The 14558-nt window shown below is 38.6% G+C and carries 16 protein-coding genes; 2 read left to right on the forward strand and 14 right to left on the reverse strand.

Features of this window, described 5'->3' with window-relative positions:
- Positions 1-18 precede the first annotated feature (18 nt).
- The 8 genes from NST46_RS04875 to NST46_RS04910 form a co-directional block, all read right to left on the reverse strand.
- Positions 19-534, reverse strand: coding sequence for an acyl-CoA thioesterase (locus tag NST46_RS04875; protein WP_251660070.1), 516 nt, complete (start codon positions 532-534; stop codon positions 19-21).
- A gap of 194 nt (positions 535-728) precedes the next feature.
- Positions 729-1613 carry a LysR family transcriptional regulator gene (locus tag NST46_RS04880; RefSeq protein WP_168927268.1) on the reverse strand — a complete coding sequence of 295 codons (885 nt, stop codon included), beginning with the start codon at positions 1611-1613 and terminating at the stop codon, positions 729-731.
- A gap of 361 nt (positions 1614-1974) precedes the next feature.
- The gene (locus tag NST46_RS04885) at positions 1975-2598 is read right to left on the reverse strand and encodes an NADPH-dependent FMN reductase (protein ID WP_095310594.1); all 624 of its coding nucleotides are present in this window, start codon (positions 2596-2598) and stop codon (positions 1975-1977) included.
- A 193-nt stretch (positions 2599-2791) separates the two neighbouring features.
- Positions 2792-3352: an NADPH-dependent FMN reductase gene (locus tag NST46_RS04890; protein ID WP_095310592.1), complete on the reverse strand. Its 561-nt coding sequence runs from the start codon at positions 3350-3352 to the stop codon at positions 2792-2794.
- Positions 3353-3563: 211 nt separating this feature from the next.
- On the reverse strand, positions 3564-4130 hold the full coding sequence (locus NST46_RS04895; RefSeq protein WP_095310590.1) for an NADPH-dependent FMN reductase: 567 nt from the start codon (positions 4128-4130) through the stop codon (positions 3564-3566).
- A 273-nt stretch (positions 4131-4403) separates the two neighbouring features.
- Positions 4404-5486 carry a sporulation integral membrane protein YtvI gene (ytvI, locus tag NST46_RS04900; RefSeq protein WP_240033696.1) on the reverse strand — a complete coding sequence of 361 codons (1083 nt, stop codon included), beginning with the start codon at positions 5484-5486 and terminating at the stop codon, positions 4404-4406.
- Between the two features lie 47 nt (positions 5487-5533).
- Positions 5534-5917 (reverse strand): OsmC family protein, encoded by a 384-nt coding sequence (locus tag NST46_RS04905; RefSeq protein WP_095310588.1) that lies wholly within the window; start codon positions 5915-5917, stop codon positions 5534-5536.
- Between the two features lie 151 nt (positions 5918-6068).
- Positions 6069-6395 (reverse strand): MGMT family protein, encoded by a 327-nt coding sequence (locus NST46_RS04910; protein ID WP_341136830.1) that lies wholly within the window; start codon positions 6393-6395, stop codon positions 6069-6071.
- Between the two features lie 259 nt (positions 6396-6654).
- Here NST46_RS04910 and NST46_RS04915 point away from each other — a divergent pair, with 259 nt between their 5' ends.
- Entirely contained in the window at positions 6655-6846 is a 192-nt protein-coding gene (locus NST46_RS04915) for an H-type small acid-soluble spore protein (RefSeq protein ID WP_095310584.1), read from the forward strand.
- A gap of 43 nt (positions 6847-6889) precedes the next feature.
- Here NST46_RS04915 and alr read toward each other — a convergent pair whose 3' ends face one another.
- Positions 6890-8026 (reverse strand): alanine racemase, encoded by a 1137-nt coding sequence (gene alr / locus NST46_RS04920; protein ID WP_340002495.1) that lies wholly within the window; start codon positions 8024-8026, stop codon positions 6890-6892.
- 267 nt (positions 8027-8293) lie between these two features.
- Here alr and NST46_RS04925 point away from each other — a divergent pair, with 267 nt between their 5' ends.
- Entirely contained in the window at positions 8294-9361 is a 1068-nt protein-coding gene (locus tag NST46_RS04925) for a YkvI family membrane protein (RefSeq protein ID WP_095310580.1), read from the forward strand.
- 98 nt (positions 9362-9459) lie between these two features.
- Here NST46_RS04925 and NST46_RS04930 read toward each other — a convergent pair whose 3' ends face one another.
- The 5 genes from NST46_RS04930 to NST46_RS04950 all read right to left on the reverse strand — a co-directional run bounded on the left by NST46_RS04930 (position 9460) and on the right by NST46_RS04950 (position 14495).
- Positions 9460-10368 carry a sensor histidine kinase gene (locus NST46_RS04930; RefSeq protein ID WP_340003243.1) on the reverse strand — a complete coding sequence of 303 codons (909 nt, stop codon included), beginning with the start codon at positions 10366-10368 and terminating at the stop codon, positions 9460-9462.
- A 19-nt stretch (positions 10369-10387) separates the two neighbouring features.
- Complete coding sequence (locus NST46_RS04935; protein WP_095310576.1) at positions 10388-11059, reverse strand: response regulator transcription factor; 672 nt, start codon at positions 11057-11059, stop codon at positions 10388-10390.
- A gap of 123 nt (positions 11060-11182) precedes the next feature.
- Positions 11183-11962: an ABC transporter permease gene (locus NST46_RS04940; RefSeq protein ID WP_095310574.1), complete on the reverse strand. Its 780-nt coding sequence runs from the start codon at positions 11960-11962 to the stop codon at positions 11183-11185.
- A complete protein-coding gene (locus NST46_RS04945; RefSeq protein ID WP_303446946.1) occupies positions 11955-12872 on the reverse strand; it encodes an ATP-binding cassette domain-containing protein in 918 nt (305 codons plus the stop codon). Before NST46_RS04945 ends, NST46_RS04940 begins: the two co-directional genes overlap by 8 nt.
- A gap of 153 nt (positions 12873-13025) precedes the next feature.
- On the reverse strand, positions 13026-14495 hold the full coding sequence (locus NST46_RS04950; protein WP_341136831.1) for a hypothetical protein: 1470 nt from the start codon (positions 14493-14495) through the stop codon (positions 13026-13028).
- Between the last annotated feature and the right edge of the window lie 63 nt (positions 14496-14558).

Here is a 14558-nt window from a genome sequence, read left to right on the forward strand (position 1 = left end):
GCTCCTTTCTATTATCGCTTAATTCCAAGGCTTATTGATCGATAAATGAGCAACGATATCTTTATTTTGCTGCCTCTTTAACTTTCGAATCTTTGCACGTTCCTCACCAGTGCTGTAGAGGAACTTTTCTTCTTCTGTTTCCGCGACAATTGCAGGAACTTCAATCGGTTTTTTATTCTCATCCAACGCAACAAATGTCAAAAAAGCCGTGGTAGCAATTCTTCGTTCACCAGTTAGCATATCTTCAGCAATTACTTTGCAAAATATTTCCATCGAGCTTTTCCCTGTATACGTTACGAATGACTCAATACAAACTTTATCACTTTGACGTATTGGTTCTATAAAATTCACCGAATCGGTTGAGGCCGTAACACATTCCTTAACTCTTGCATGGCTACAAGCTGAAAGTGTTGCACAGGCATCAAGCTTTTTCATAAGAACTCCACCGAATAATGTATGATAATTATTTAAATCATTAATTAGAACCTGGTCATTCTGAATAATGCGTGTTTCTCCCATTTTTCTTGCTTTCATAAACTAATCACCTTACTACTTTTTATTGCTACAGCAAACTGTTTATCTGATGTAGATACATTGTTATGTACAGGTTCTATTGTATAACGCCCCGATAACCAAAGTACAATGCCGAAATCCGATGCTATTCATAACAAAAGTGTTTGTAAACGCTTTAGATAAACAAATAAAAAAGACTCACCTAAAAGGAGGTCTTATGTATTGTTCAGATTCACTTTTGCAAATCGGATAAATTCAAGTTTGACAGGTGATAATGCTTGATTCTTTTTCCAAATCATTGCTAAGTGCCACTTAATTGTCGGATGGGACAGTTTTATTTCTTTTACGTCACGTTTTAAGCCTTTAATCGTACTTTCTGGTAATAAGGTTATTCCAAGATTTGAAGCTACCATTTCCTCTATAAAGTCCATCTGTGAGGTCTCCGAAATAATTCTCGGTTCAAAGCCAGACTTTCTGCAAGCCGAATATATATGATCATGCAGTGCAAAATCTTTATTAAACATAATAAAATCTTCTTCTTTTAATTCAGCAATTGCGACCTCTTGCCGATTTACAAGCTCATGGTCGGCGGGTACGATGAGCTTTAAATCTTCCTCTCCCAACGAATAGCAATCAAAAAAGTTGTGGCGGGTAGGCAGGAAGACAACGCCAAAATCCAAGTGATCATTCATCACTTTTTCTTCTATTCGCTTTGATCCATCCTCTATTAATTGAAACGTAATATCTGGATATTCTTTATGAAAAGATGCGATTAATTTAGAGAAGAAAACGGAATCGATAATCGAGGGCAAGCCAATACGAATATGGCCTTTTTTTAGGAACGAAAGGCTTTCCAACTCAAGTCGTAACGCTTGGAACTGCTTTTCCATCACTTGAGCGTGCTCATAGAGAATTTTTCCAGCATCTGTTAGAGATAGTTTTTTTCGTGAACGAATGAAAAGCGAGGCTTCCAGTTCATCTTCTAACGATTTTATAATTCTGCTAATTGCAGGCTGTGTCATATATAATTTTTCTGCGGCATGCGTAAAACTGCCAGCACGCGTGACTTCAATAAAATACTGTAAATGTTTCATTTCCACTTTTCTTTCCCACCCCTCTTCTGCCTTCTTATTCTACTATGCCATACTACACATCTCAACTGAACAGCATTACATTTTGCATAACGAAATGTGAAGCCTTCTATTATTGTTCGAAAGAACAAAAGCGCAAGCGCCCGGTTAGCGACGTACGGACTGGACTGAGCCGTAGGAGATAAAGGAAACACGGCGACCGCAGGGAGTCGATGTTGACTTATCGTACGGAGGTGAGGGAAGTCTCGCTAGTCGCTGGGCGCTGGAGCTGGACGTAGCCGTTTAGGTAACTAAGTTATCCACAGCATTCAAATTTTATAGTTTCCTGTGCAAAGAAAAAGGCTGCCATAAATGACAACCCTCCTTTCAATTATCTAATTTTCTTAAATGCCTTGCTCCAAGCGATTACTTGGTCAAGCATCGCGTTTGCATTGTCTGCATGGTAATCCGCAGGTTTGAATTCGCTCATGTTTTCAAAGTCAGTCATTAGCGAGAATGTTACTGCAGTACGTACGTCTGCAACTTGCAGCTCACCAAGGATTAGACGAAGGTTTTCATGTGCACGCGCCCCACCTAAGCTACCGTATCCAACGAAACCTGCTACTTTATTGTTTACTTCTGGGTTTAAATAATCTAATGCATTTTTCAATGCCCCACCAATTGCATGGTTGTATTCTGGTGCTACGAAAATGTAACCATCAAATGCAGCGATTTTTTCAGACCAAGCTTTAACCGCAGCTTCTGCTTCTGCCTGTCTTTCTGCTGGAAGTTCTTCACCAAGGAATGGCAATTTATATGCTCCTAAGTCTACAATTTCATATGTGACATCGTCGGCATTTCGTTTTGTTGCAAAGTCGTACATCCAGTTAGCAACTGATTCCCCATTACGGCCTTGGCGCACACTGCCTTGCACAATAGCGATTTTCAATTTCTCTTTTGGTACTGGTGCTGCTGCTTGCTTTGATCTACCGAATAATTTATCAAAAAATCCCATTGTATGTTCACAACCTTTCCTGTCCGTTATCTAAGTTTAAATTGACCCTTTAAAAAGAAGAGGCAGTAACCCAAGCCTAGCACTATGTAAACATAGTTATTCAGGGGTAGCTGCCCATTATTAGTCCAATGATACCCAATACCTTTTCTCTATTTATAAGGTATCTTTTTTACTTCTTAAAATTTACTTTTTATTAATTGCGAACTGTTTTTAAAGCACTGCTCCAAGCGATTACTTGATCAAGCATTCCGTTTGCATTATCTGCATGGAAGTCAGCAGGTTTGAATACGCTCATGTTTTCAAAGTCAGTCATTAGTGAGAACGTTACTGCAGTACGCACATCTGCAACTTGTAGTTCACCAAGGATTAGACGAAGGTTTTCGTGTGCACGTGTACCGCCTAAGCTACCATATCCAACGAAACCAGCTGCTTTGTTGTTCACTTCTGGGTTTAAGAAATCCAATGCATTTTTCAATGCGCCACCAATTGCATGGTTGTACTCTGGAGTTACAAAAATATAACCATCGAATGAAGCAATTTTTTCGGACCATGCTTTAATTGCAGTTTCTGCTTCTGCCTGTCTTTCTGCTGGAAGTTCTTCACCAAGGAATGGCAATTTATATTCAGCTAAGTCTACGATTTCATAAGTTACATCGTCATTACGTTTTGTTGCAAAATCATGCATCCACTTTGCAACTGCATCTCCGTTACGTCCTTGACGTACACTACCTTGAATAATACCTATTTTTAACATTCTATTTCCCCCTAAATGTTTTACATTCTTCAATTAATTTTAATTCAACATACTTGAATTACTTATACTATACCATCGTTTTTTACTTATTGCAACACATTTAATTCTTTTTTATTATATAGTTATAAAAAGTAACCGTAAAATTATTTGCTTACCTTATTTATAAAAAGAAAAAACAGGCACTGCAGCTTTGCAGGAACCTGTTTGATTATTAGAATGGGTATGCGGATTCTTCAGATGCTTTCATTTGCACTGCTGTCCGAAGAAAAAAGACAACATCATCTGCCAATCGGTTAAGCCTAAAAACAATTTCATCATCTATAATTGCTTGTTTATGATAATGCTTTTCTTCAATAAATACATATTTCGGGATAACCATTGCTTGCATATAATTCAAGATTGGCTTCAACTGCTGTTCAGCCACTAAATAATGTTTTGCTGATCCAGCTGTCGATACGAGACCGACAACTTTTTCCCGAAATGCATCCATTGGAAGCAAATCAAACAGGTTTTTTAATGTACCTGGAATAGATGCTTGGAATGTTGGTGTCCCGATAATATAGCCATCCGCTTCCATTATTTTTTCTAATACTAACTTTGTATCCCCTGTATAATCACGATAATCCCTTCCATCGCTAAATACGAGGTTATATTGCTTCAAATCAATAAGTTCAATTTCGATATCCTCATACTGTTCGTTTATCCGGTTTAATATATTTTCAACAGCAATTCGCGTTTTGGAGCCAACGATTGACCCAGAAATCCCCAAAACCTTCATTGTGATCCCCCTTTCCCAAAAATCATCTATATCACATATAATCAGACTATCCCTTCATCATGAAGCGATCAGCTGTTTTTAGTTCTCGTATGTTATGAATACAACTCACGTCCTATTATACCGACTTGCTTTTTCGAAATACAATTTGATGCTTAGGAAATAAACATTCGCATGTTCCTTCATTCTTATTATAATGTAATTATTTACTTCTGTGCCGCTTCTCCACCATTTGCATATAAAAAGGCTGTTACTTAATCGTAACAGCCTTGCCAATCAAATTATTTCTTCATCTTTTTTGCTTAAGCCTAAATCAAACAAGCCTGATTCTTTTGCAGAAAGAATCGCTATATAAACGAACGGCCCGAGGATTAGCCCCATCACACCGAAAAACACAAAACCAAAATACATAGAAAGCACAGTCGGGAGTGCCGCAAGTCCTATAGAATCACCTAATACTTTCGGCTCGATGATACGCCTTAAAATGGTTATGATAAGAGCAAGCAATATAAGTTGGATTCCTGCTCCAACATTTCCGAGCATCATGGCCAAAAGTCCCCATGGAATCAGCACAAGCGCTGGTCCAACATATAATGGAATAATATCGACTAGCCAAATGATGACAGACATTATTAATGCGGCACCGGGTGAAATAAACAAAAGACTTGCATACGTAATGACGAAAACACCAATACTTAGGATAAATTGGGCTTTCCAGTAACCAAGGAAAACCTTTCCTAGTCGTTGGTTAACGAAACGCAGCTTTTCCGATGTATCTCGATTGAATAAATTGTAAAATAACCGTTTTAATCGAGGCAAGTCCAAGCTGAATAAGAATAGCGTCATCAAATAAATCAATGACACAAAGATAAGATTTGGGACAGATTGAATCCACGAGCCGAGAATTGTTAATAAATAGGATGTAACATCCAAAGCTGTTTCCACTACACTATTGGATTGGTTCTCAAGCTCCCGAATAACAACATGAGCGATTGGTATATCTTCAATTAGCTCATTAAAACGGATAATGACATCATTGATAAACCGCTGTACCTGAAATGCATAGGTAGGAATTTGCAATGTAAAATTATAAATTGTTTCCACCACACGGGTTAATGTGATATAGACCAGCAAACTGGAGATAGCAATAAACAGGGTAAAGGTAATGGTAACTGGGAGAACCCTTTTCCTTACTTTCATCTTCAGCTTCAGCCATCTTACAAAAGGCTCAAACATGAGTGCAGTCAATAATGCTAATAATACTGGTAAAAATGCTGAGAAATATATGTAAACGAAAATGATGACCGCAATGACAGCGGCCAGCTTTAGAATCTTTTTAACAAGGGATTTCGTTATCAATAAAAAACTGCCTCCTTCTTTCCCTCCAGACTTAATCGAACAATTAGTTATTCCTTTATTTCAAAGGTCTCGATAACGTTAATACTCCCTTTTACGGATTGAACCATCGAACAGTTTTTTGAACTTAGCTCTAACGCTTTTTCCACCTTTTTTTCAGGAAGATCCTTACCGAAAATGGTAAAGTGCAATTTAATTTCTTCGACACGATTTGCTATATCTGGATTTCGTTTCACATCCGCAGTAATGGCAATATTATCAAAAGCAATGCGCATTTTCGTAAGCACTTGCTTCAAAACCCCGCCACTGCAACCAGCTATGGAGGATACTAGTAATGCGTATGGTCTAAACCCAAACTCATCCTTGCCCGATATTGTTAATTTTCCAAAATCAAATTCAGATTCGAAACCATTTTCATGCATGCTAAACTCCATCTCGACCATCCTTTTCCTAAAATTTATTGTAATACGTTTAGATCACTTATCTATCATGATAATATTAGTACCTATCTTTTAGTAACAGTAAGACTTATCTATAGTATAACTTTAATTTTTAAAATTGAATATGTATTTGTTCCCGAATTTTCTATAACATATCTATCTCGGTACTCACATGAAATTGATATCGTTCCAAATCCACCTCTCCCTTACGGCTGACCTCAACACCTTCTACTTCCAGCTGCGATTTCTGCTCCAATGCTCCAAATTTATCTTGAATAGCGATTTGCCCCTTCGCGTTGATGACACGATGCCAAGGAAGGCGATGCTTTCTACTCATTGAATGTAAAATTCGCACAACCTGACGGGCAGCCCGTGGACTTCCTGCTGCTTTAGCAATCTGTCCGTAAGTCATGACCCTTCCTTCTGGTATTTGGTTGATAATTGCAATTACGTTTGCAGTAAATGGTTTCATCTTACACCTTTCCTAAGTCAAAAGTTTATGGGAAACAAGCATTCCAGCATCTTTTCTTTTCTAAATAGTAACAACTTTAGATTGGAATGTCTATAACAGTTCTGTCATGCACCAGGTCTAAAAATTGCCTCGTATAACCATCTCAAAACCAACAGAAAATAACACTGTTAGAAGCTGGTTCTTCTTAAGCTTTTAGGCAAAGGCCTTAGCAATTAGGAAAGATATAAACTTTGCAACTTGCCAAGCAAAGGAGGATATCATGAATAGACAACGTGCATTGGAAATTTTGGAGTCGATTGAAATGGTCAACGTGAACTTCCGAGGTATTCCGGTATATATTCAATCATTGGATGCTAATCAGGAGACAGCCACTGTTTTTCCGCTCGATAATATGAATCATGAACAATCCGTAGAATTGGCAGGCCTTGATGAGATACAATTAGGTAAATGACCTTTATCACTACGAAGGATGCCTTCTGGAGCATCCTTCGTAATTAATTGGCAGCACCTTTTACATATACCCTTGGAACACGCTTTCCGATTAAGCAAACCGTTTCGTAATGAATCGTTTGCATATGCTCTGCTACTTCATCGAGTGAAATATAACCATCCTCAGGATCGCCAAAAATCGTAACAGTATCTGCTTTGCTAATCTGTTCAACAGCAGTGACATCAATCATCGTTTGATCCATACATATTCTACCAACAATCGGTACTCGCAATTCTTTAACCATCATTTCCCCCTTATTTGAAAGTTGCCTGGAAAGTCCATCCGCATAGCCGATTGGTAATGTCGCAATTACAGATGTAGCATCTGGTGTGTAGGTGCATCCATAGCTAATCGAATGACCGGATTGTACCTCTTTTATCATGGCAGGCTTTGTTTTTAAGCTCATCGCCTGCTTTAAATGAATTGTTGCTCGCAAATGCCCACTCGGATAAAGTCCATACAAGCTAATACCGACACGTACCATATCCAAATGCATCTCAGGATACGCAATCGTTGCAGCACTATTACAACAATGCTTTAACGGAATTTCGATTTGATGTTGGTTCAGGTAGTCAACCAATGATGTAAAATTTTTATATTGCTGATACGTATAAGCAGAATCTGGGTTATCAGCGTCGGCAAAGTGTGTAAATATCCCCTCTAGTATAACTTTAGAGTCGTTAAAAGACTTACAAATTTGAAGCGCCTCGTTTTGATCACGAACCCCAATGCGATTCATGCCACTATCTATTTTCAAATGCACCTTCGCTTGTTTATTCCATACATTTGCAGCGCGTTCCATTTCCTTGATTGATTCATCCGAGAAAACGGTAAGGGTAATGTCGTGCTTCACCGCCTCTTCTACTGCGTGTGGAGCAGTATAACCCAGCACAAGAATCGGGACATCAATTCCCGCTTCCCGCAAGTGGAGCGCTTCATCTAAAAGCGCAACGCCTAAGTAGTCGGCACCAGCTTCCGTCGCAGCTGTCGCAACCTGCACCGCTCCATGTCCATAACCGTCCGCCTTAACGACTGCCATAAACTTGCTAGTTCCAATATGTCTTCTGAAGGATTGTACATTCGCCTCAATCGCGTCCAAAGATATTTCTGTCCATGTATCACGATAACTTTTATGTATCATAAAGATACCTTCTTTCTCATTTTCATCTATAAATTACATTGCATGTGACAATAGATTCATTTTACCATTGAAAAAGGTGAATTCACAAAAAATTATGCTATACTAATTATATTTCTCCCTGAAACTTATAGAAAGAAGATCACTAAAAGCTATGTCATAGAGATTTCACGTATCACAGTTAGACTGATCTGGATTTCTAAGTACTTCTTCTATTTTGAAAAGGGATACAAGGACAACATGGATAGGAAATAGATGGGAGAGAATAGTATGAAGAAAATTTTGCAGCTCGGCAGTGCTTTCATAGGCGTCATTGTTGGTGCTGGCTTTGCTTCTGGGCAGGAGATTTTACAGTACTTCACGAGCTTTGGTCTCCTTGGTATTATTGGGGCCGTGATTGCAAGTGCGTTATTCGCCTACCTGGGCATGGTTTTAATGCAAATTGGCAGCCGAATGCAGACGACCTCTCATCGGGATGCTATTTACAAAATTAGCGGACGTTATCTTGGAGTTGTCATTGACTACATCATTATATTCACACTGTTCGGTGTAGGAGTCGTTATGATTGCAGGTGCTGGTTCAAATTTAAATCAGCAATTTGAATTCCCATATTTTGTCGGGACAAGCCTGATGACTATTCTCGTGCTTATTGCAGGAATGGCAAAGGTAAATCGATTCGTAGCGATTATTGGCAGTATTACACCGTTTCTAATTCTAATCGTCATTATCCTGTCGATCTATAGTGTACTATCAATGGATAATACATTTACCAATCTTAATTCGATTGCAATGGAGCAACCGACGACACTACCAAACTGGTTTATCTCCGCAATTAACTACGTTTCGTTTAATATCGCGGTTGGCGCTTCGATGTCGCTTGTAATGGGCGGGGCCCAGCGTAATGAAAAAACGGCAGCTCTTGGAGGACTTGTTGGCGGATTAGGAATCGGGGTTCTTATTATTTTAAGCCACCTTGCGATTTTCTCAAAAATTGACCTTGTACAAGGTTATGAAATGCCAATGCTGCAGCTTGCTAATCAAGTATCTCCAGCATTAGGCTTTTTCATGGCAATTGTTTTGTTCGGTATGATCTTTAATACAGCAGCAAGCATGTTCTTCTCATTCGGCGCACGGTTTGTCGAAATAGGAACGCCGAAATTTAAAGCTTTCCTTGTTGTCACTCTAGTAATTGCCTATTTATTAAGCTTTTTTGGATTTACAGATCTTGTCAGCTACTTCTATCCACTTATCGGCTATCTTGGCTTATTTCTAATAGGAGCACTGATTATTGCGTCTGTTCGGATTCATAAGCTCGAAAAGGAAACCGAAAGACAATAACAAACATAAAAAGGTGAGGCAATTTAATCAAAGCTGTCTCGCCTTTTTTACTAGCCTTTTCTAATTTAGCTCCCATTGCAGCATGTTAACTAAAAACATCAAAGCTGACTTCTATTCATAGGCAGTCTAATATTAATGATGAACCACTCTCCATGCAACGCCGCATCCATTTTTCCATCCATTTTTTCAACCAGATTTTTAGAGAGGTATAGCCCTAATCCACTGGCTTCCGCATTCGTTCTGCTTGCAACTTCTGTATAAAAACGCATAAATACTTTTTCTACCGCCACTTTACTATCTGGTTTAATATCATTTTTAATGCTGAACATGATATCGCCCCCTTGTTTCTCGTAGCTGATTACTGCTTTGCTTTTGGCATAACGAATTATATTTTGAACGACATTTTGGATAACTCGTACTAACATGAACTCGTCGGCAATAATTTGGTAGTTGTGCTGTTGTGCCGAAAAATCGATTTCTATTTGTTTTTGCTCCAATTGTTCATAAAAGGATAAGACAACTTCCTCCACCAAATTAGATAATGTTATGGAAGAAAACACTATTTCCTTTTGATTGGTTTCAATACGGGCCAAGTCATAGAAATGATCAGTCATTTCCATTAAACGCTCAACAGACTGTTTAATAATTGATATATAATGCAGCCGCTTCGCTTCATCCGTCGTCTCTTGCAATAACTGGACATAGCCGTTAATCGATGTTAGCGGAGTCCTGAGGTCATGGGAAAGCCCAGCGATGGTCAGCTTGACACTCTCTTCCATTTGCTTTGCTTGTTGATTTTTTTTCTCAAAAGCATCGATCATCTGATTCAGCGCCTCAATCAAGTCAAGCAATACCTCATCACGAAAATCAATTGAAAGCCTTCCGCCAAAACTTGAACGATTCGGAAGCTCTTTAACCTCCCGCTTCAACTTTCGAAGTTCTCGCTTTAAAAAGTAAACATAAAGAAGGAGCACAAATGCAAAGAAGGCAAAAACCCATCCCCACATCACATTCACGCTCCTTTCGTTAATCAAATTTGAAGCCAATACCCCATACTGTTTGAATATAGTTTGTATCAGCTTGGTTTAATTTATTTCGTAAATTACTTATATGCATATTAATCGTTTTATCACTATTAAAAAACGGTTCATTCCAAATACTTTCATATATATTGGCACGACTGAATACTTTTTTCGGATTCTCCAGGAATAAGAGCAGAATCGCGTATTCGCGTCCCGTTAAATGGACCAGCTGATCATTGACTTTCACTTCGCGAGTATCTAAATTCACTCGAATATCCTGATACAGGATTTCTTTCATTTCGTTGGATACAGCCTTTGCAGCATGGCGTAATTGAATATGAATACGTAGGAGCAGCTCCTTCACATCAAAAGGTTTTGTAATGTAATCATCCGCACCATTCGTCAAAATATCCAATTTCGAAGCTTGGTCATTCTTAGCCGAAATCACAATCACCGGTATCATGCTATCCTTCCGAAGATCCTGCAGAAAAACTTCTCCATCCATCCCAGGCAGCATTAAATCTAACAAGATAACATCTAGTTGACTTTGTTCCAGTAATAATTTCCCTTCTGTGCCTGAATATGCACTTAAGGTTTTAAAGCCTTGCAGTGTCAATGCCTCTTTAATCAGCGAATGAATTGCATGATCATCCTCAATAATTAATATTGTTGCCATCCTATCGACCTACTTTATTATGCATTACGGGCTCTGACACGCCACTTCTAAGCACAAGCAAGAAAAAAACGTGGAGGACGAATAACAGCCCTTAGCCTCCTGGTTCTATCTCGTGATATAGTTTCACTTTATGTCAGTTCGTTTAAACAGAAGGATTCCTAATCCTGATGATAACACAATGGTAATAATACTCACTACAATCATCCTTGGGATCTCGGCGATATCTGCCGGGCTCACAAAATAAAAGTAGAATAAAAATGTCTCTGTAAACCAGAATGTGACATGACCAAAGTTTTCTGTGTGCTGAAAAATTTCTGGGAGAAATCCAGTGGCAATCGTGTAAAGAAAACTCCACACAATCGAGATGCTACTATTTTTTGTTAGAAAGCTGATCAGGACATAAATCGATACATTCGCCAAAATTAATAGATAAAGCACACTAAAGGATTGAATGGCATAACGAATATAATTCGTAATTCCATCAACCTCACCAAAGCCAAATACAACTGTATAGCTAGCTATTCCAAGCATTGTCATTCCAAGTACACCAACAAAGGCAAAAATTGCTGCTGCGAGGAATTTTGATACATAATAATGTACGCGACTTCGTCCTAAGGACAGTGTATTACGAATCGTTCCATTCTGAAATTCTTCCCCGATAAATAAGCTAATAAACACAATTAGCACCAATAAAATCGTAAATCCATTCTTTTTCATCATTAGGATTCCTGTCGCTCCATTAATGACTGTATCAATCACCTGAACGAGCTCTGTCCCATGGTGAACGGTTAGCTGGCTATTTATTACTTGTATAATAGGAAGAATAAATAAGATAGCTAAGGCGATCCATAATTTTTTGCTCCGACGCATTTTTATTTTTTCAGCTGTTAAAAGATTAAACATTCTTTGTTCCTCCAGTTAATTGCAAGAAATAATCTTCTAGTTTTTGTCTTGTTGTTCCAATTCTGGAAACTCTTACATTCTCTAAAACCAATGCACGATTGATTGCAGCAGCCTCGTCCAAGCGCTCATAAATATGAATTTCGATTCCATTGATCACTTCATAGTCTTGGATTCCCATTTCATCAAGTACAACGACTGCTTTTTCCACTTCTGTTGTTTCTACTTCAATGTATTGCCGTGCAACCCGTGCTAGATCTTCCTTGGATAGTTCATTTATAATTTTCCCCTCATGTAAAATACCGTAATGTGTAGCAATTTGGGAAAGCTCATCCAGCAAATGACTCGAAAGCAATACTGTAATTCCACGTTCTGTCACCAATCGTTGAATCATATCTCGCATTTCGACAATACCAGATGGGTCTAAGCCATTTGTCGGTTCGTCCAAGATTAAGAATTCGGGATTAGTTATTAATGTCGACGCAATTGCTAAACGTTGCCTCATCCCTAGCGAAAAGTGCTTTGTTTTCTTTTTCCCTGTATGCTCCAAGTTCATTAGACGAAGTAAATCAGCAATCTCTCGTTCACCGACGCCACCATTTGCCGCTTGCACCTGCAGATTCTCTCGAGCTGACAAATCAGGGTATAGTGCTGGCATTTCAATCGATTGCCCCATCTTCCTTCTCGCATGCTGTAATCCTTTCGTACTCGTTTCACCAAACAGCTCGATGTCTCCACCGTCAATCGCAATTAATCCCATCACAGCACGCATGAAAGTGGATTTCCCTGCACCATTTTCACCGATTAATCCATAGATCATTCCACGTTTGATTTTAATCGATACATTATCAAGGACCTTGTGTTTACCATATATTTTTGAGATATTTGCCGCTTTAAGAATAATTTCTGCCACACATAATCTTCCTTTCCATGTTGATACATTTAGAATAAGCTGCAAGTATAAAGAATAAGTCCAGAAAAGTATAAAGAAAGTGTAAAGAATAATTTTCTAAAGGTTTACAAAAACAGGGGCTGTATATGCAATGGCATATACCAGCCCCTGTTTCTATTTGCTCTTCTCTTTCTGCTTCTGGCTTTCGTACAGCAAAAAGTTCGAGTGGATTTGGTCACAATCCGTTAGCTGACTAAGAATATAGCTATACGTCTCCTCTATTTTCTCCGATAAATAATTAGTACGTTCGAATAAAACACTCCGAAAATCGCCCATTTGCCTGACAACCTTTTCCGTTAATGCCTCCTGACTTTCCATCCGTTTCTCTATTTGCTTCGTCGACTCGCCTTGCGCAGATAGCTGCTCTGACAGCTGTTCTTGATAGTCGGTTTGTTTATCCACTTTCAATGCCAGCTTCCCATTTGCCTTCGCAATTTTTTTCACCAAATCTTCCTGACTTTCCATGCGCTCCTCTATCTTTTTATTCGACTCATCTTGAGCAGATAATTGTTCTGACAACTGCTGTTGAAAATCAGTTTGCTTATCTACTTTTAAGGTTAGCTGCCCATTTGCCTTTGCAAGCTTTTTAGTCAATGCTTCCTGATTTCCCATTAGCTCCTCTACCTTTTTGTTCGACTCGACTTGAGCGGATAGTTGTTCTGCCAATTGTTCTTGGATATCGGTTTGTTTATCTACTTTTAAGGTTAGCTGTTCATTTGACTCCGCAACCTTTTCGGTCATTGTTTTCTGATTTTCCAGTTGCTTCTCTATTTGCTTCATTGACGTTCCATGAGCAGATAATTGTTTGGACAGCTGATCTTGGTAATTGGATTGTTTATCTGCTTTCAATGATAGCTCTTCATTTGCCTTTTTCGTCCACGCCTCTTGATTTACGATGCGCTTCTCTATCTGCTTTGTCAACTCGCCTTGAGCAGATAGTTGTTCAGTTAATTGATTTTGAAAATTGGATTGTTTATCAATTTTCGATGATAGTTGTTCATTTGCCCTGGCAATTTTTTCGGACAATGCTTGCTGTTTTTTCAAACCGCTATCCATCCTCTTAGTCGACTCATCTTGAACAGATAGCTGCTTTGACAATTGATCTTGGAAATCAGCTTGATTATCGATTTTCGATGATAGTTGTTCATTTGCCTTGGCAACCGTTTCAAGCTGATTAGCAATTTCTTCATAGGAGGAATTAATCTGGTTCCATTGTTCTCTTACTTCTTGTTCGGATAATTGATCTGCTTCGATTAGTTCGCGTAGTTTCATATTGTCTTTTTCCAACTGCTTCAAATAGCTTACAACCTGTTTTTCCATCTGTTCATGATGCGCATTAAAATGCCGTAACTCCTGTAGTTGCGCTTCTATTTGCGTCCATTTATTTTCACTCTCATCATACTGCTGTTCATACATTGTTTTAATTCCAAGAAGTGTACGAGCAAGCTTCCCGTTGATTCGTTGCTGCTCCTTTACCATTTCCGATACATGATTTTGTACGAAAAGTGTTTGGTTTTGTCCTTGGAGTTTGTCACGGCCTTTATACATGTTCTTATGGTTTCTATCATTAATGTATAGTCCCATTCATTTACACCCCTTATTTATTCCTGTATTAGTCTATGCACAAATGCCCTGTTAGGAACTAGT

The organism is Oceanobacillus sp. FSL W7-1309 (assembly GCF_038002145.1).
GTDB classification, from domain to species: Bacteria; Bacillota; Bacilli; order Bacillales; family Amphibacillaceae; genus Oceanobacillus; species Oceanobacillus profundus.